The 17082-nt window shown below is 42.3% G+C and carries 14 protein-coding genes, 6 tRNA genes and 1 pseudogene; 15 read left to right on the top strand and 6 right to left on the bottom strand.

What is annotated here, in order from left to right:
- Positions 1-36 precede the first annotated feature (36 nt).
- The gene (locus tag F957_RS00195) at positions 37-5088 is read left to right on the top strand and encodes a hybrid sensor histidine kinase/response regulator (protein WP_016541459.1); all 5052 of its coding nucleotides are present in this window, start codon (positions 37-39) and stop codon (positions 5086-5088) included.
- Positions 5089-5101: 13 nt separating this feature from the next.
- Entirely contained in the window at positions 5102-5557 is a 456-nt protein-coding gene (locus tag F957_RS00200) for a hypothetical protein (RefSeq protein ID WP_016541458.1), read from the top strand.
- Positions 5558-5605: 48 nt separating this feature from the next.
- On the opposite strand, the gene dapE is transcribed toward F957_RS00200, so the two are convergent.
- From dapE to F957_RS00215, 3 genes are all read right to left on the bottom strand, one after another.
- Positions 5606-6739, bottom strand: coding sequence for a succinyl-diaminopimelate desuccinylase (gene dapE, locus F957_RS00205; RefSeq protein ID WP_016660716.1), 1134 nt, complete (start codon positions 6737-6739; stop codon positions 5606-5608).
- Between the two features lie 123 nt (positions 6740-6862).
- Positions 6863-7006, bottom strand: coding sequence for an entericidin A/B family lipoprotein (locus tag F957_RS00210; RefSeq protein WP_016541456.1), 144 nt, complete (start codon positions 7004-7006; stop codon positions 6863-6865).
- Positions 7007-7126: 120 nt separating this feature from the next.
- Entirely contained in the window at positions 7127-7987 is an 861-nt protein-coding gene (locus F957_RS00215; RefSeq protein ID WP_016541455.1) for a DUF1853 family protein, read from the bottom strand.
- 100 nt (positions 7988-8087) lie between these two features.
- On the opposite strand from F957_RS00215, the gene F957_RS00220 reads away from it, so the two are divergent.
- On the top strand, positions 8088-8453 hold the full coding sequence (locus F957_RS00220; RefSeq protein WP_005150086.1) for a YbaN family protein: 366 nt from the start codon (positions 8088-8090) through the stop codon (positions 8451-8453).
- Positions 8454-8672: 219 nt separating this feature from the next.
- Here the strand turns inward: F957_RS00220 and F957_RS22160 are convergent, their stop codons facing one another.
- A complete protein-coding gene (locus tag F957_RS22160; protein ID WP_407638714.1) occupies positions 8673-8789 on the bottom strand; it encodes a hypothetical protein in 117 nt (38 codons plus the stop codon).
- Positions 8790-8827: 38 nt separating this feature from the next.
- On the opposite strand from F957_RS22160, the gene elsL reads away from it, so the two are divergent.
- The 8 genes from elsL (at position 8828) to F957_RS00260 (ending at position 10837) form a co-directional block, all read left to right on the top strand.
- A complete protein-coding gene (gene elsL, locus F957_RS00225; RefSeq protein ID WP_016541453.1) occupies positions 8828-9337 on the top strand; it encodes a cell wall-recycling L,D-carboxypeptidase ElsL in 510 nt (169 codons plus the stop codon).
- Positions 9338-9500: 163 nt separating this feature from the next.
- Positions 9501-9576 (top strand) — tRNA-Val (locus F957_RS00230).
- A gap of 24 nt (positions 9577-9600) precedes the next feature.
- Positions 9601-9677: transfer RNA gene (locus F957_RS00235), tRNA-Asp, on the top strand.
- Positions 9678-9720: 43 nt separating this feature from the next.
- Positions 9721-9797, top strand: a tRNA-Asp gene (locus F957_RS00240).
- A gap of 103 nt (positions 9798-9900) precedes the next feature.
- Positions 9901-9976, top strand: a tRNA-Val gene (locus F957_RS00245).
- A gap of 38 nt (positions 9977-10014) precedes the next feature.
- Positions 10015-10091: transfer RNA gene (locus F957_RS00250), tRNA-Asp, on the top strand.
- A gap of 101 nt (positions 10092-10192) precedes the next feature.
- Positions 10193-10268: transfer RNA gene (locus F957_RS00255), tRNA-Val, on the top strand.
- Positions 10269-10354: 86 nt separating this feature from the next.
- The gene (locus F957_RS00260; protein WP_016541452.1) at positions 10355-10837 is read left to right on the top strand and encodes a DUF2750 domain-containing protein; all 483 of its coding nucleotides are present in this window, start codon (positions 10355-10357) and stop codon (positions 10835-10837) included.
- Positions 10838-10859: 22 nt separating this feature from the next.
- Here the strand turns inward: F957_RS00260 and F957_RS00265 are convergent, their stop codons facing one another.
- On the bottom strand, positions 10860-11645 hold the full coding sequence (locus F957_RS00265; RefSeq protein WP_016541451.1) for a YdcF family protein: 786 nt from the start codon (positions 11643-11645) through the stop codon (positions 10860-10862).
- Positions 11646-11768: 123 nt separating this feature from the next.
- The gene (locus tag F957_RS00270; RefSeq protein WP_016541450.1) at positions 11769-14306 is read right to left on the bottom strand and encodes a PepSY domain-containing protein; all 2538 of its coding nucleotides are present in this window, start codon (positions 14304-14306) and stop codon (positions 11769-11771) included.
- 240 nt (positions 14307-14546) lie between these two features.
- On the opposite strand from F957_RS00270, the gene F957_RS00275 reads away from it, so the two are divergent.
- From F957_RS00275 to F957_RS22170, 4 genes and pseudogenes are all read left to right on the top strand, one after another.
- Positions 14547-15086 (top strand): PAAR domain-containing protein, encoded by a 540-nt coding sequence (locus F957_RS00275; RefSeq protein ID WP_016541449.1) that lies wholly within the window; start codon positions 14547-14549, stop codon positions 15084-15086.
- Positions 15079-15789, top strand: a complete 711-nt coding sequence (locus F957_RS00280; protein WP_016541448.1) for a VRR-NUC domain-containing protein — start codon at positions 15079-15081, stop codon at positions 15787-15789. Before F957_RS00275 ends, F957_RS00280 begins: the two co-directional genes overlap by 8 nt.
- A 15-nt stretch (positions 15790-15804) precedes the next feature.
- Positions 15805-16908, top strand: a complete 1104-nt coding sequence (locus tag F957_RS00285) for a type VI immunity family protein (RefSeq protein ID WP_016541447.1) — start codon at positions 15805-15807, stop codon at positions 16906-16908.
- A gap of 4 nt (positions 16909-16912) precedes the next feature.
- Positions 16913-17082: pseudogene (locus tag F957_RS22170) on the top strand (type VI immunity family protein); the annotation flags it as partial.

Below are 17082 nucleotides of genomic sequence, written 5' to 3'. Positions count from 1 at the left end.
TACCCACATTGGTGGATAAAAACGAAAGAAGCAGCTATGAAACAAATATTAAAAACGTTAGTTGAAACGATGACGCTTCCTGAAGACAGTTATCTTGAACAAGATGCAGAGATTCTTGAGATTTTTATTGAAGAATTAGATGAAATCTTTGTTGAGTTAGAACCATTACTCGTTCAATGGACAGAACAACCACATCAACACAATGTGTTGAGCGATATTCGCCGCCATTTTCATACCTTAAAAGGTTCTGGAAGAATGGTGGGTGCTAAGTCATCAGGTGAGTTGGCATGGACGGTTGAAGATACGTTGAATCGTGTGATCGCTGGTACGATTGTGCTCAACAGTGATATTCAACGCTATGTCCAAACAGTATTTAATCTTTATCGCTTTAAGCTTATACATGATTTTAAAGCAGTTCGAAGTCATCTCATTGATTTCAGACCATTGGTTTTATTGGGACAACAATTACAACAGCAGCAAAGTCCTGAACCTGCTTTGGCAGAGCTTCTGAATCTAGCCACCGACCTGAATCAAGCGCAGGGGTCGACAGGTCTTGAACTTGTTGGAGAAACTACGCTACTTGAGCAAGAACAGCTTGAGCCTGCTACCGAACTTGAATGGGCGGCACCATTTGAAGATGAGGCACTTGCTAAAGAAACGTTGGCCATCTTCTTGGAAGAAGCGGAAGAGCATCTTGCAACGATTGATCAGTTCTTAAAGAATGATCGCCCAAGTAATGATCACTACAATACGCTCATTCGTGCCTTACATACCTTGCGTGGTAGCTCTGCCATGGCGCATGTCGATCATGTGTTTGAGGCCAGCTCTAAAGTTGAAAATCTGTTTAAAACATTATTACAAGAAGAGCTGGATTCAAGCTCGGATGAAACGGCTTTACTGACGCATTATGCGCAATTTGTACGTGATTATTTGCATACCTTGAAGCAGCAAGCACCACAGCAACAGTTTGATGAAATTTATCAAACCTTCAATGTTGCTTGGGATAGCTATGACTTCCAACTTGAAGAAAAGAACGGAACATCTGTGCGGCCGCAAGGCTTGGTTTCTGAATTACTTGAATTGAATATCAATGATCTATTAGACGTTGAGTTTGATTTTGAGAAGCGTGCCCGTCACGAGTTCCCACAATATATTCAGTGCTTGAGTCAGCAAGCAGAAACCTTGTTACAGCATACCCATCACCATGCCACGATCGGGATGTATCAATACACCAGCTTGCTGCGTTCCAGCTATCAGGATTTGATCTATAAGCCAAGTTTACTTAATCTTGATTATGCCTTTGAGCTGTATCATCAGGTTCATCAACAGTTTATTCAACTGTTTGATACTTTGGCGGCGGGACAGCGTGTCACATTGAGTAAAACACATGAACGTGTTTTGAATGAATTAAGTTCGTTTACCCAGCAAAATATTGAGTCTTTGGAACAGGCTGCTGCGGTGGAAACAATGGATGTGCCTGTAGATGCATCTGTTATTGAGCCCGTTAGCGCAGTGAGTCATGCTTCCTCAGATGTGGCGACACAGTTTGCTTTAGATAAACAGCAACTCCAATCAGCAGATGCCAATCGTGATTTTGATCCAGATGTATTGGATATCTTCTTGGAAGAAGCAGATGAGTTACTCGGTGGTATTGATACCGATCTAAATACATGGGCAGCGGATCATCAAAACCTCAATGCCTTAAAGAATTTGATGCGTTATTTGCACACCTTAAAAGGTGGTTCAAATATGATTCAAGCGCGTCATATCGGTTTGATTGCGCATGAATTAGAAACAATTTATGAAAAGCTGATCAATCAACAGATTCAGGCAACGCCACAATTGATTGCGACGATTCGTTCAGTGCAAGATGATATCGCCGATCGTATCCAAATCATTCGAGATCAACAGGTAGATTACCCAGCGACGCACACGTTGATTGTACTTGCTGATTTATCTAAAACAGCACCCGTTGCTGATCAGGTTGGAATTGAAGCTGTATCAACAGTGGAACAAGATCAATCAATCGTGAGTGAAGCAGATGCCGAGCCAGTCGAAACATTGACGACAGCCACTTCTGTTCAAACTGAGTCTACTGCGATTGATGTCACTGCTTTTGCGGCACAGCTTGCCTTGGATAAGCAACAGCTCCAGTCAGCAGATGCTAACCGCGACTTTGATCCAGACCTACTGGATATCTTCTTAGAAGAAGCAGATGAGTTACTCGGTGGGATTGATACGGACCTGAATACATGGACTGCGGACCATCAAAACGTTAATGCCTTAAAGAATTTGATGCGTTATTTGCACACCTTAAAAGGTGGTTCAAATATGATTCAAGCGCGTCATATTGGTTTGATCGCGCATGAATTAGAAACCATTTATGAAAAGCTAATTAACCAACAGATTCAAGCGACGCCACAACTCATCGCGATTATTCGTTTGGTACAGGATGATATTGCAGATCGTATTCAAACCATTCGCGATCAGCAAACAGATTATCCATCGACGCATGTGGTGCAGTTATTACAACAGGCAGATCAATCAATTGAGTCTGTTGCTGTAGAGCTAGTGCCTGAGACAGCACAAGAATTTGACGCAGTTGAAGCGATTCAGGTGGAACAGCCTGCGTTGGACAATGTTGAAGCCGTAGTTGCTGAACAAGCGATTGAGCTTGAGGCTTCACCTGTTGAGACAGAAGTGCTTGAGGATATTTCCGCAGCACAATTGGTAGAAACCGTTGCTGATACGACAGATGATGATGTTCGTAATCTAGTTGAACAGACTTTCCTTGAAGAAGCAGAAGAATTGCTTGAGCAAGCACAAAGTTTATTGAAGCAATGGTTCGATCAACGGGGTAACCGTAGTTTGCTATTACAGTTACAGCGTAATGCCCACAGTCTGAAAGGTGGTGCACGCATGGCAGAAATGGATGCCATCGCGATTATTGCCTATCATTTAGAGAATGCTTTTGAGCAATTCGGTGTACATCACTTCAGTTCGAATGTGTATGACAATTTACTCAATACAGCATTCGCATGGTTGCATGATGCGATCTTTAAGCGCCAATATGCCAATTTTGATGGCTTAAAACAAAGCTTAGAGAAGATGGAGTTTGTCGATGTTTCGGCACAACTGCCACAGAAGCTCTCTGCTAAGGACATCTTTACGCCTGAATATACGATGGAGTTTGTTCAGGGGGATGGTACTGAGCCGCCGTCAATGTTGGGTGAGTGGGAAACCGCTGAACGTATTGAACAGAATAATGAAATGATCCGTGTCTCTGCTGACGTCATTGAAAAGATGATTGACTTGTCAGGGGAAAATGCGATCAACCGTTCACGTATCGAGATGGACTTAGGCCAATTGGGCGGTACCCTGACGGAAATGGAACTGGCGATCAAGCGTTTGGCGGATCAGTTACGCCGAATGGAAGGTGAGTTGGAAAGTCAGATCATTGCACGACATGGCGGTGAAAATTCGCGTTATGCCGACTTTGACCCACTGGAAATGGATCAATATTCATCGTTGAACCAATTGTCCAAGTCTTTAGCTGAGTCAGCATCGGATTTGGTTGATTTCAAAACCACGCTGTCTGAAAAGATTCGTGATACCGAAGGTTTGCTACTACAGCAGTCACGTATTCAGGCTGAAATTCAAGAAAGCTTGATGCGTACTCGCTTGGTCCCATTCTCGCGTCTATTACCACGTTTACAGCGTATTGTGCGTCAAACCGCATCGACCTTAAACCGCCCAACTGAATTGGTGGTGAATAATACCGAAGGTGAGTTAGACCGCAGTATTCTTGAGCGTTTGGTTGCGCCGTTTGAACATATGTTACGTAATGCGATTGACCACGGCATTGAAGACCGCGAACAGCGTTTACAAGCGCAAAAGCCAGAGACGGGTCATATTGTGCTGAACATTGGCCGTCAAGGCACAGATGTTGTGGTGACCTTTAGTGATGATGGTAAAGGCATTGATGTTAAGCGCATCAAGGAGAAAGCTTTACAAACAGGCTTGATGACCAAAGATCAGAAACTGGATCAGGAAGAAATTCTACAATTTATTTTCCATCCAGGCTTTAGTACCGCGGCTCAAGTGACACAGATTTCAGGTCGTGGTGTTGGGCTGGATGTTGTACAAAGTGATATTAAAGCCTTAGGTGGTCATGTCAGTGTCGATTCAAGCTTTGGTCAGGGCACCACCTTCACCATTCGCGTACCGACCACAGTGGCGGTGAGTGATGCCTTGATGGTAAAAGCTGGCGATCAACAGTTCGCCTTCCCATTGGCGCAGATCGATCGTATTGTACGTATCTCACCTGTGGCTTTAGAACAGTACTTTGAAAGCCAAGAAGATTACTTCAGTATTGATCAAGAACGTTATCGTTTACGCTACTTGTCTGAGTTCGTGGCTGGACAGCCAATTCCACGTTTAAGCGGCGTGGTACATTCTCTACCTGTGCTGTTGATTAAAGGGGCTCAAGGTCAGACCACGGCATTATTGGTTGATCAGTTGATTGGTTCGCGAGGACAAATTGTGGTCAAACCCGTGGGGCAACAGTTCTCAAGTATTGGCGTGATTGCAGGTGCAACGATTCTTGGTGATGGTCAAGTGTGTTTGATCTTGGATGGTCAAAACATTGCTCGACAAGCGCAGTCAACTGCACGCAGTAAGCAGGCCGATGAGACTTATACCAAGCAACGTTATGATGAACGTCGCTTGATTATGATTGTCGATGACTCGGTGACAGTACGTAAGGTGACCTCACGTCTATTAGAACGTCAAGGCTATGATGTTGTGACCGCTAAAGATGGTGTGGATGCAATTGAACAGCTTGAAACTGTGAAGCCAGACTTAATGTTGCTGGATATCGAGATGCCACGTATGGATGGTTTTGAAGTGTCTAACCTAGTACGACATCATGAAATTCATCGTGACTTGCCAATTATCATGATTACATCACGTACCGGTGAGAAGCATCGTGAACGTGCGTTATCGTTGGGTGTAAACCAGTATATGGGTAAACCATTCCAAGAAGAGGCGCTCTTGGAAAATATTGAAAGCTTACTTGCGGTGCGCTAAGAGGTGAAAAATAATGGCTAAGAAAAGTGCAAACTCCACACTGGGCCAGATTGACCAGCAAGAGTTACAACATTTAATTACGGTCTCAACGGGATTTATTGATGCATATATTATTCAGTGCCATCAAAAAGTACCGATGCTGTTACCACAAAATATTGTGTTGTCAGCGATGGATACCCAAACCAACGTTGATCATATCGAATGGCATGATCTAAAACTTCCTGTCTACGCTGTGAATGATCCAAAGCAGAAACACGGTGTTGCATTGGTGATTGAAGGCGATGACGTTTCTGAACGATTTGCACTGGTCTGCAATGAAATGCCTGAGTCGATTCGTGTGCGTATTTCTGAAATTGTGGATGAAGAGCGTGAAATCGATGATGATAAAGTGTTTAAATATGTGAAGATGGGAGAGCATGAATTTTATGTTCCCCATCTGCAAAATATACAAACCCAGCTTGGGCTATAATAAAAAAGGAACTCATTTGAGTTCCTTTTTTATAGCTGTCTTTTTATTTTAAGCAAGCAGCTCGATTAAGATTTGCTCATAAATTTCAGCCAATGGTTCAAGCTCGGCAACATTGACGTGTTCATTAATCTGATGAATCGTGGCATTCAATACGCCTAATTCAAGCACTTGAGCACCTGTTGGTGCAATGAAGCGACCATCCGAAGTACCACCACTGGTTGAAAGCACGGTATCGATGCCCGTGACACTCTTAATCGCGGTTTTTGCAGCATTGACTAACTCACCGACAGGCGTCAGGAATGGCAAACCAGATAAAGTCCATTGGATGTCGTAATTGAGTTTATGTTGATCTAAAGTCTCAAGTACGCGTTGTTTCAAGATATCGGCAGTGACTTCAGTCGAATAACGGAAATTAAAGGTCACTTTTAATGTGCCTGGAATGACGTTGGTTGCGCCAGTACCTGCTTGGATATTTGAAATCTGGAATGAGGTTGCAGGGAAATATTCATTACCATTGTCCCAAACGGTTTCGCAGAGCTCATTCAGTGCTTTAGAGGCCGTATGAATCGGGTTTTCTGCCAGATGTGGATATGCCACATGGCCTTGTTTACCATATACAGTTAAGACCGCATTCAAAGAACCACGACGACCATTCTTGACAATGTCCCCCAATTGATGGGTACTAGATGGTTCACCGACCAAGCACCATGTCATTTTTTCATTACGTGCTTCTAATGTTTCAACAACTTTTACGGTACCATTGATGGATGGGCCTTCCTCGTCAGAAGTAATTAAGAAGGCGATTGAGCCTTTATGGTCCGGATGTTTAGCAACAAAACGTTCAGAGGCAACCACCATCGCAGCCAAAGCTGTTTTCATATCGGCAGAACCACGACCATATAATTTACCATCACGGATACTTGGTAAAAATGGATCTGAATTCCAGTCGTCTAAGTGACCTGTAGGGACTACATCGGTATGGCCTGCAAAACAAAATACGGGATTTTCTGTGCCACGACGTGCCCATAAATTATCAACATCTTCAAAACGCATGTTTTCGATATTAAAGCCAATCTTTGCCAAACGTTCAGCCATGATATTTTGACAATCATGGTCAATAGGCGTTACAGAGGGTTGACGTAGGAGTTGTAAACTGAGTTCGAGTGTATCGGAATGGTTCATGCGGGATGTAGCTAAATCTGGTGAAATATGAACCGATATAATAGGGGAATATGCTAAAGAAAGGTATGTAAAAATAAACCTTATCTAGGTTTAGATAAGGTTTTACTAAGCTGCTTTCAAGGATTACATTTTATCTTGTGTTTTTTCAGCAGTTTGAGTGACTTTGTCACCTGCCTTAGACACATCTTTACCGATACCCTTGAATGTATTACAACCAGTTAAAACAAAAGCAGTCATGATTGAAGCAACTAAGATTTTTTTCATCATCTTCTCCGTTTGAATATAATTATGATGTACTTAAGAGGCTAAAAAATTTACCAGAAAATGAACATAAGTGTTTGATGGTAGAAGTGTTATGAAATGTTATCTTATTGGGTAATTACTTTGTTAAGTTACACTAAATAATAATGAGGGCTGACGAAACATATAAAAGTTTGGTTCAGCTGTTGCTTGATGATACAGACCATTGCTCCACCAGACTGCGGTTTGTGATGAGGGCTTTAGATCAGGGCAGAGCCATTCATGTCGTTGTAGGCGGTAATAAGGCGTTTGTGGGATGTGCGTACCCCAATGCCCTAAACGTCGTGATGCATTGATCCAAGATGGTAAATTTAAGTTATTTTGCTCTTGGGGTAGATAGAGTTGGCCTTTCATCACTGCAAACTTTCTTTGAATTTGATGGTGATTGGCTTCTAAAAACTGAAATTGCCGTTCAGTAAAATGTTTTAACTTTCGCTGTAAAGTATCTTCTCTGTTTAGGCCATACCATTGCGCTAAATCTAATTGTCCTTCGCCTAGATAATATTTTAAGGCGACTTCCCAATGTTCAACTTCTGCGGTCTGCTGATTAAATACCACGAAGTCGAGTTCACCCAAAGTGATTGCACCCGCAATTTTTTGAATACTGTGTCCTAGCAACTGATAGGGATGATAATCATCATCCAATAACCAAAACCAGAGCAAATTTTCAAAACGTAGACCAAGTCGGGTACTTTTGAGTTGTGCCAGAAAATCAATCAGTGGCTGGGGCTGCTGATCGAGCTGTTTTAAGCGTGATTCATAACGTTGATAATGACCTTGCCAAATCAGATCTGAGTGGAGTTCAAAATGATGTTTTACATGAAGCTCATTGGGAATTTCAGCCAATATATTAGGGCTGGCAATACAAAATGCTAAATGTCGTACGATTGGGTTGTTAAACTGTAACCACGGTTCAAAATAACTGGAAGTGGTAATCAGGTTAGGCATGAATTAACTCAATCATTGAAATAATAAGTGAAGTTTAAGAAAGAACGATAAAAACACTTTATACTAGCACGGTTGTAAATCGGTGTTGGTTAATTGCTCAATGAAAACATTATTCTGGCGTAGTTTGGTCGTGATTTTTATTACGTTAGGAATCATTGGAGCAATTTTACCTGGCATGCCAACCACCGTATTTCTGATTCTTGCCGCATGGGCCGCTTCCAAAGGCTGGCCTGAAATGGATGCATGGTTGTTGAATCATCCCAAATATGGACCGACCTTACGCAATTGGCGCGAGCATGGCACTGTTCCTCGTAAGGCAAAATGGATTGCCAGTATCATGATGCTGATCAGTGGTATTTTGATGCTATTTACCAATGCGCCATTTTGGGTAAAAGTTTTTACCGATGTCACCATGTTTATCGTGGCTGTGTGGTTGTGGTTACGCCCCGAGCCTGAGCGAGGATAAACAAAGCAACGCTTTGTCCGAGCGCAAGACGAGAACTATGTTCGAGTGGCGAGTTTAAGCAAAGCAACGCTCTTGCGAAATGTATTTCTCATGCGCAAGACGAGAACTATGTTCGAGTGGCGAGTTAAGAAAAGCAACGCTCTTGCGGAATAATTCCTCATGCGCAAGACCTTGCGCCAAATATGGCTCATATGCTGCGAGTGGCGAGGATAAATAAACTTAAAGCAACGCTTTTAGCTTATCCCAAAGATAAATCATACTGTTTTGTTTTTTTATATTTAAAACCGACGAACAATTAAAACTACTGAAAAGCACAAGAAAAAGCTGACAGTCTATGTTGAAATAAAATTGTTCTATCAGTTTTCGAGATAAAAATGAGCTATACCCTAGATCAGGCAGACATCATCATTGACTTGGCACAACAAACCTTACATTTGCCAAAACATAATAAATTCTATGTGATCTCTTCGGGTAAAAACGGTATTGGTGAACAAGAGAATAGTGGTAAAACGCCACGAGGCTGGCATCAGGTCGCACAAAAGATCGGTGGGGATGCGCCTAAAAATGCGGTATTTATTGCTCGCCAACCCACGGGTGAGGTGTATGACCAACAACTAGCCCAGCAATTTCCGCAACGTGATTGGATCTTGTCACGAATCTTATGGTTGGATGGTTTAGAAGAAGGCTTTAACCATGGGGAAGGGCACGATACCTTTAAGCGCTATATCTATATTCATGGCACACCAGATACTGAACCGATGGGCATTCCCATGTCACATGGTTGTATCCGAATGAAAAATGATGAAGTGATAGAGCTTTTTGAGCTGATTTCTGAGCAGGCACGGGTTTATATTTCTGAACATGCCATTAAAAACGATGCATGAAAATCGCAATAAGTGCTTAAATAAAATACGAAAATATCGGTTTTTGCATGGAATGACTTATTTTTTAATCATTCGTGCGGTTTTTTCGGAAAAGAATGGCAAAAGCGTTTGACAGGCTGTAAAGATTCTCTATAATGCACCTCACAAACGATGAAGACGTTAAGGGCGCTTAGCTCAGTTGGTAGAGCGTCTGCCTTACAAGCAGAATGTCGGCGGTTCGATCCCGTCAGCGCCCACCAAGCTCTTTACGTTAAGACTCAAGTGCAGCGGTAGTTCAGTTGGTTAGAATACCGGCCTGTCACGCCGGGGGTCGCGGGTTCGAGCCCCGTCCGCTGCGCCACTTAAGTTTTAATCGTCGTTTGCTATGATTGCAAAATTATCGTGCAGCGGTAGTTCAGTTGGTTAGAATATCGGCCTGTCACGCCGAGGGTCGCGGGTTCGAGCCCCGTCCGCTGCGCCACTTTAAGATTGCAAGATTAGATAGAGTTGAGTACATTAGAATTTATGTCTTTTATATTCAAACAAATTTTTAAAGCGATGCTTTAGATTTGTTACCTCGCTCAGGGCGCTTAGCTCAGTTGGTAGAGCGTCTGCCTTACAAGCAGAATGTCGGCGGTTCGATCCCGTCAGCGCCCACCATAATTAGTGACATCTACTTCTCTATAGAAGTATACAGTGCAGCGGTAGTTCAGTTGGTTAGAATATCGGCCTGTCACGCCGAGGGTCGCGGGTTCGAGCCCCGTCCGCTGCGCCATTTTCTTGATTCCCTGTTCAAGGAAATGAAAATGTAAGACACTACGCACTCCGTTTGTCTTGCGTCATAAAAATTGATAGTCAATCAATTTTTATTCCTCAGGGCGCTTAGCTCAGTTGGTAGAGCGTCTGCCTTACAAGCAGAATGTCGGCGGTTCGATCCCGTCAGCGCCCACCATATTTCTCCCCATATCTCATACATTGTAATCCCAATAAAGTTATTTTATGATTAGCATCAATAATGATTCTAATATGAAGTACTTTATGAGAAACCCTTATCAACGCAAGGCTGCGTCGAAATCTCAAAATACACCTGCCAATTCTTCACTCAAAGATGCATATCGTCAGTTTATCCAAAATATTATTATGCAACGTCAGGTGATCGCACTTTATCACGACGGCTGGGCATTATGCTCAACACCCTCTGGACAGCATGCGTTATCGGTTTGGCAAAATAAAAGTTTGGCAAAACTATTAATTAAAGACAATTGGGCGCAATACGAAATTCAGGAAATAACTTTGCTGGCCTTTATTGAAAAAATGATTCCATTTTTAAAAGAAAACAATACCATCTTATCTTTGGATTTAACCCCTGAAGGCAATAACCTGTTGGTTTCTCCAGATGCTTTATTATTGGATATCAAGAATTTTTTATATCAAATCTATTTACAGCGTCCTGATGTGTTTGCTGAGTTAAAACTTCCGCTACCACGCGATATTCGTTTGCATAACTCAGCTTCATCCTAGTATTGAAGGAGGAGACCCTCAATCAATATTCATTTAAGATCCAACCACTGGCATAGGCAAAATATTCTCTTAGCCATGCATTGTAGCGTGTCGCAAGAGGTGTGGTTGCGCCAAGTAGGGTGATATTGCTGTAGCCCTGTTTCTTAGCAATCGCGGCAGCACGCAAGGTATGAAAATCACTGGTCACAATTGCAATCGGTTGCTGGATGCTAATTTGTTGTGTCTGCAAGAGTTGTTGGCTATTTTTAAGATTTAGCTCGGTACTGGTGCTTTTATCTTCCAAGATGATTTGTGAGGTTGGGATTTGATAGTGCTGCTGTACATAACGTGACATCACCATTGCTTCACTATCATGTTCACCAAAATCAATCCCTCCTGTCATGACTAATTTGGCTTGTGGTTGAGCCAAAGCAATCGGGGCAGCGCGATCTAGGCGTTTAGCCAATGTGGCAGAAGGTTGGCCATTTTCAACGCCGCTACCTAATACAATAATCGCTTTGACGGGTGGAATATGTTGGGTTTTGGCATTATTGTCTGAAAGATAATCAAAGAAATAGCCTAAGCTCACTAACCAGATCCAGAAACATAGCCAACCAAAGCGCCAAATCGAATGCAGGCGGAAATGATAGAAGAAGAAACGTTCAATATGATAATAGAAATAAGCATAAAGACAGAAAAATAGCCCAAGGAGGAGAGGGAGTACTGTTCCGATGTGAATCTTTTTAAAGGCGATCAGAATTGCGCCATCTAAAAAAAGAATTGAACCGATAAGGGCGAAAACAATACGAACCCATGAACTTATTTGCATAATCTTAATTGTGTCGATTTGAACCGTGCTAAGTGTATGCAAAATTCTGAGAAAGGCAAATTCTCTTATGCGCTGATGAAAAAAAACGAGTGGCTGGCACTCGTTTTTTAGATCGGAAAAAGATTAATAAACGTCTCGACGATAACGCCCAGCCTGTCTTAATGCATCTAGTTTTTCTTCACTGAGAATATCTGTCAAAGCTTGATCAACACCTGAGGCCATGCCTTCAATGCTACCACAGACATAAATCACAGCCCCTTGCTCAATCCACTTGATCAGTTCATCAGCATTGTTGCGTAATACATCCTGAACGTAGACGCGCTGCTCTTGATCGCGAGAAAAAGCCAAATCAAGACGTTGTAGTGTCCCCATGTTTAACCAAGCTTGAATGGTTTCTTGGTAGAAGAAATCATGTTCGCGTTGGCGCTCACCAAAGATCAGCCAGTTTGCCGTGTAATTTTGTCGATTACGCTGTTGTAACAGGCTCATCAAACCAGCAATACCTGTACCATTACCAATACAAATAATCGGGCGGTTATCGTCAATTAAATGGAAGGATTCATTGGTCCGAATACGTAAAGCAACCGTTTGCTTAAGCTCTGCAAATTCGGTTAACCAACCAGAACCAAGGCCGAGTTGATCATTTTCATCGCGTTTTTGACGAACCACTAGTCGCAGTATTTGTTGCGATGGAATGCTGGCAATCGAATATTCACGCGTAGGTAAAGTCGGCAACTGTTCCAGTAAATCTTCAAGCGAACTGAAAGGCTTGATTTCAACCCGCAAATTTTTATCCCAAAGTGCTTGTTCAATATTTTGGTTCAATGATTTAACGATACTGTGGGCTGGGGTTTGGTACTTGATCAAGAAGTTTTGAATTTCAGCTAGGCTATTGGCTGGTTGAATTTCTGCAATATCTCCCGCATGCCATGTCATATCAGAAGCCGAACGCAGTTCGATATTGTAGGCTGCTTGCCCGAGGCTATCTGGATTGAGCAGGGAGCGTTCGCTTAAGGTCCATTGATCAAATACTTTCTCAATATTCATTGCATGTAGCTCATGCTGGGTTACTGCAGATAGACCTTGATTCCAACGCTGAATATCGTTGGCATTGGCATTATCCACTTCGATCAAATCGAACAATGGTTGTGCTTTGCATTGTTTTAACCATGCATCGACTGCATAGCCGAAGCTGCAATAACTATCAGAGTATTCTTTTGAACCGAGCGCGAGTACAGCATAGTGCATTTGGCTAAGATCAAGCTTTTGTTGCATCAGTTTCTTGCTAAAACTTGCAGCGAGATCGGGTGCCTCACCTGTGCCATAGGTACTGATCACAAATAAAACTTGCTCCGCCTGCAATAGGTCTTGCTCAGTCAATTGCTGGATCGGTTTAACCGTCGTTGGCTGTTGCGCTTCCTGCAAGCTGGTCGCAGTACGCCATGCCAGTTGTTCAGCCACACCTGTTTGCGTCGCATAAGTGATCAGCCAAGGCTTAGCATTTGGATCAATCTGCTGTGCGCTAAGTGACTGACGTGCAGCTTGAGTCAGCTTTTTCTGTTTGCGACGTTTTAGATACAGCATCCAGCCCGTTACAAAGAATAGTGGCATTGCCAGTGAAGCCAGCATGGCAATAAATTGATAGGTCGAACCAAAAAAGCTGCCGCGATGCACAGGCAACATGCTGCTCATGATTTTTTCGTTGAGCTTCTTGTCTTCATACAATTCAAATTTTTCGAATTTATTGTCTTGATAATTATAGACTGCTTGGTTACGCGCACGTTCATGTTGAGGGGTGGCATCGACAAACGAGAGTTCAACTTTTGCATCCGCATTTTTTGGAATATTCAAGGTTAAGCTTGAGTATTCACGCCCAATCTGCGCATTTACCCCAGTCCATGTCTGCGTCAGGATGCTGTTAAGCTGTGCTTTTTCCAGCTCAGGCTGTTTATTTTTGCCACGTTCATTGTTTTGTTGATTACGTTGTGGTTGTTCAACACCCATGACTTTGAACATACCTGCACGCCACCAGTCATAAGACCAATATAAGCCGGTGCATGCAAACAATAGATAGAACACCACCACCCAGGTTCCAACCACTGCATGTAGATCCCAAATAAAATTACGACCTTTCAGTTTTGGCTTAATAAATAACCATTGTTTGATGCTATGTTTCTTTGGAAAGCGCAGATAGATGCCACTCAATACAAAGAAAATCAACATCAGCGTAGATGCGCCAGTAATCTGTGCCCCAAATTCTCCCGCGGTTAAATTACGGTGCAACCGCTGAATAAATTGCAGCGTGTCACGACCTTTAATATCAGGTAGGACCTCAGCGGTATAAGGATTCACCATCATATTATAGCCACGACGTGCACCTTCTTTTTTGATATTGACGGTCGAAGATGCCGTTGGGTCAGAAGCAATGGTAATGCTGTTAATTTCAATCTCGGGTTGCTGCTGATTGAAATGTTGATACAGCTGAGCAGGCGTGAGTTTTGGGGTTTGAGCAACCTCAACAACATAGCTGTCTTGGTTGATCCATTTTAGAATCTGTGGTTCGTATGAGTAGATTGCACCTGTTACCCCCATCAAAGAGAGAATAAGCCCCGCAGTAATCCCTAAAAACCAATGAATTTGGAAGAATGCTTTTTTAAACATGGTCAAAAAATGGAAAGATAATGAAGTTCATGTAAGAAATTATAACCTAAGAATAAGTACATAATATGGATTTTGTAGGTAATGTTGATTTTGATTCTCATTTCTTTCAGTGCAATCAGAATTCTCTTTAAAGCTGTAGAGGTTTACTTAATTTTACTAATAAGATGGACTGGTCTGTATACAGGTGACTTTTATTGTTTATAATTTAGTTAAATTAAAAACAATGATAAGGATATCTATATGGCTCTAGCTATAATTGTGCAAGGTTGCAAAACTGATCATGGCGGTGTGGTCATACAAGGACACCCAAGTATTTCAATTAATGGTATCGGCATGGCGGGCAAAGGCTATATGGTTGCCTGTCCGAAATGTAAAGGTGTTTTCCCGATTACCCAAGGTGAAAATAGTTTTATATTGCCCGATGGGCGGGCTGTTGCCCTAGCCAATATGAAAACAGCATGTGGTGCAAGCTTGTTGCCCAGCCAATATTTGGTGATAGTTGACCCAAGTTCTCCATTTTCTTCTTACCTGATAGGAAATCCGAACGATGAAGATGCAGAGACGGTCGCTGCGCCTGAGCACCAAAACTATAGTGGCCGATTTCAAATCGTCGATCAAAAGACAGGTGAGCCAATTGCGCATCGGCGTGTCAGAGTTACGACAGAGGATGGCACAAGCACGATTTATGCAAGTGATGAAAATGGGTTTACTGACTGGATTTATACACCGTCTGAGGCAAAAATCTATCTGGATTTAGTCGGTGAGTTAAATTATGGCTAAGGGCGGAAAACCACTTGGAACACTCACCACGACGCAGTTAGAACCCATCAAAGTCATTGCGCTTGATCAAGGGGCTTTAACGCCACAAGATAAAGAAGTGTTATGTAAGGCGATTTGTTATTGTGGTCTGAGACCAAATAAAGGGAAGACTGGGCAAAATCTGCATCAGTCCTGTGTCTCGGAACGCTTGCGTGAATTGGATAAATTTATGAGGCATCAAAGTCCTTATAAACCCGAGGTGACCTACGATATGACAACCTCTCCACCTGAGCCAATCATGAGTAAGCGTCTGCTGACAAAAGTTCATGAATATGTGCCTGCTTGGATTCGTAAATATTGGGAGAAAGAAAAAGGGTATCCTTATGAAAAAGGACAGAATTTAACTAAACGACCCGATGTGATCATTGTCAAAGATCCAAGCAAGCCACCGACACAGGAGAATATTAAGAATGTGGTGGAAATTAAATTTGGTAATGATGTGTATGGCCGAGATCAAGAAAAAAGCTATACAGAGATTGCTGGGGATGCAAATAAAGTTAAAGTTTTAACGCCAGAAGAGTGCGATTGCGGCAATCTGGAAGAGAGTACTGTAACTGAGCTATCTACGGCTGCGGCTTGGGCTGCTGGAATTGCAGGCGCATTATTATATGTTATCTCTCGTGGGAAAACTCCAGCGCCGAGATTTCCTGTACCTGTTTGGTAGAACAAAGGAAAAAGTATGTATTTAAAAACGCAAGAGGAATATGAAGCTTGGGCAAAAACACAGTCAAAAGGAGCTTTGGGGCATGGCTTATTTGTTGCACCTGCCCCTGAAGATTATGTAGGGGCTAATCTAGCGATTCGTGCGGTACTGTATTTTAAAGAAGGCTATAGCGATGAGATGCGTGAAGCGATTGCACAGTGTTTTGATGATTATCAGACTTATGCCAACGAGCATCTCACTTGGTTGTGGCAAGGTTCGCCACCTAAAGGTGCTGGGGCAGATTGTATTGCCTATAGCAAGTTAAAACCAATCCGTGAAATTTTTAAACTCTATAGCCCAATGACACCGATTAGCTTTTTATATACCAGTGGTAAAGAAAAATTTGAGACGGGGGCTTGGGAGTTTAATATTGGTGGAATTAGCCGTTGGCAATTTGCAAAGGGAACACAACAAAGCACTCTAACCTTTGCCATGCCGATTGAATGGGTAGAAGAGCACAGTAAGGCATTTATTGAACTGTTTTTGAATTGTGCTCGCCGTTTAAAAGCACATCATGGTTATGCTGGTTATGCCTGTTTAATCTCAGAAATTCGCAGTGATAAAAATGAACCAACTGAAGCTTTCTTTTCAAGAAAAATGTGGGCAATGGATATTGGTAACCCTTATCTAGAATCAGATAATTTAATTCATGGCATTAAAACTGTAAATTGGTTAACTGCGATTAACACGGAATGGTTTAATCAAATTCGTGAAGAAAAAGCACTAAATATTGAATTACCGATGAGTTGGTTTATCGGTTATGACTATGGCGCAGGCGTAGTGATTCAAGCAGGAAGATTACCGCTGCCGGGTTCAATTGAAACAGATCCATTACCAGCGCCTTATGTATTAATGAATCGTGTTTTAAAACCGTTACGGGTTGAAAAGATTGGCAGTTTCCATCGCGGTAACTACTCCACTGATGAGATTCCGTTGGTCAAAGGCTATCTTGCGGACAATTGGTTAAAACGTTTTGATATTCCAGAGAGTGACGTACTGGATTATTTTGAAAAATTACAGGCAGAACCTAAACTAAGCTCTAAATATGCATTTTTAGATCGGCGTGTGGATTGGGGATAGGTCTTTGCATTTTAAAAATCAAGAAGACTATAAGGTTTGGGCTGATCAACAGGAAAAAGGTGCAATTGGTGGAGGTATTTTCACTCCCCAAGGTCCAGAAGATTATGTTGGGGCTATTCCTGCCATTCGTGCTGTGCTTTATTTTAAAGAAGGCTATAGCGCTGAAATGCGTGA

This window comes from Acinetobacter gyllenbergii CIP 110306 = MTCC 11365, from assembly GCF_000413855.1.
Taxonomy (GTDB): domain Bacteria; phylum Pseudomonadota; class Gammaproteobacteria; order Pseudomonadales; family Moraxellaceae; genus Acinetobacter; species Acinetobacter gyllenbergii.
This window is presented reverse-complemented; position numbering and strand designations above follow the sequence as displayed.

Bases quoted from the DNA above. Each gene is read 5' to 3' on its own strand.
- F957_RS00260 (WP_016541452.1), top strand. From the start codon at position 10,355: ATGAGAAACCCTTATCAACGCAAGGCTGCGTCGAAATCTCAAAATACA.
- F957_RS00285 (WP_016541447.1), top strand. From the start codon at position 15,805: ATGTATTTAAAAACGCAAGAGGAATATGAAGCTTGGGCAAAAACACAG.
- F957_RS00220 (WP_005150086.1), top strand. From the start codon at position 8,088: ATGAAAACATTATTCTGGCGTAGTTTGGTCGTGATTTTTATTACGTTA.
- F957_RS00280 (WP_016541448.1), top strand. From the start codon at position 15,079: ATGGCTAAGGGCGGAAAACCACTTGGAACACTCACCACGACGCAGTTA.
- F957_RS00270 (WP_016541450.1), bottom strand. From the start codon at position 14,306: ATGTTTAAAAAAGCATTCTTCCAAATTCATTGGTTTTTAGGGATTACT.
- F957_RS00210 (WP_016541456.1), bottom strand. From the start codon at position 7,006: ATGATGAAAAAAATCTTAGTTGCTTCAATCATGACTGCTTTTGTTTTA.
- F957_RS00195 (WP_016541459.1), top strand. From the start codon at position 37: ATGAAACAAATATTAAAAACGTTAGTTGAAACGATGACGCTTCCTGAA.
- F957_RS00215 (WP_016541455.1), bottom strand. From the start codon at position 7,987: ATGCCTAACCTGATTACCACTTCCAGTTATTTTGAACCGTGGTTACAG.
- F957_RS00275 (WP_016541449.1), top strand. From the start codon at position 14,547: ATGGCTCTAGCTATAATTGTGCAAGGTTGCAAAACTGATCATGGCGGT.
- elsL (WP_016541453.1), top strand. From the start codon at position 8,828: ATGAGCTATACCCTAGATCAGGCAGACATCATCATTGACTTGGCACAA.
- dapE (WP_016660716.1), bottom strand. From the start codon at position 6,739: ATGAACCATTCCGATACACTCGAACTCAGTTTACAACTCCTACGTCAA.
- F957_RS00200 (WP_016541458.1), top strand. From the start codon at position 5,102: ATGGCTAAGAAAAGTGCAAACTCCACACTGGGCCAGATTGACCAGCAA.
- F957_RS00265 (WP_016541451.1), bottom strand. From the start codon at position 11,645: ATGCAAATAAGTTCATGGGTTCGTATTGTTTTCGCCCTTATCGGTTCA.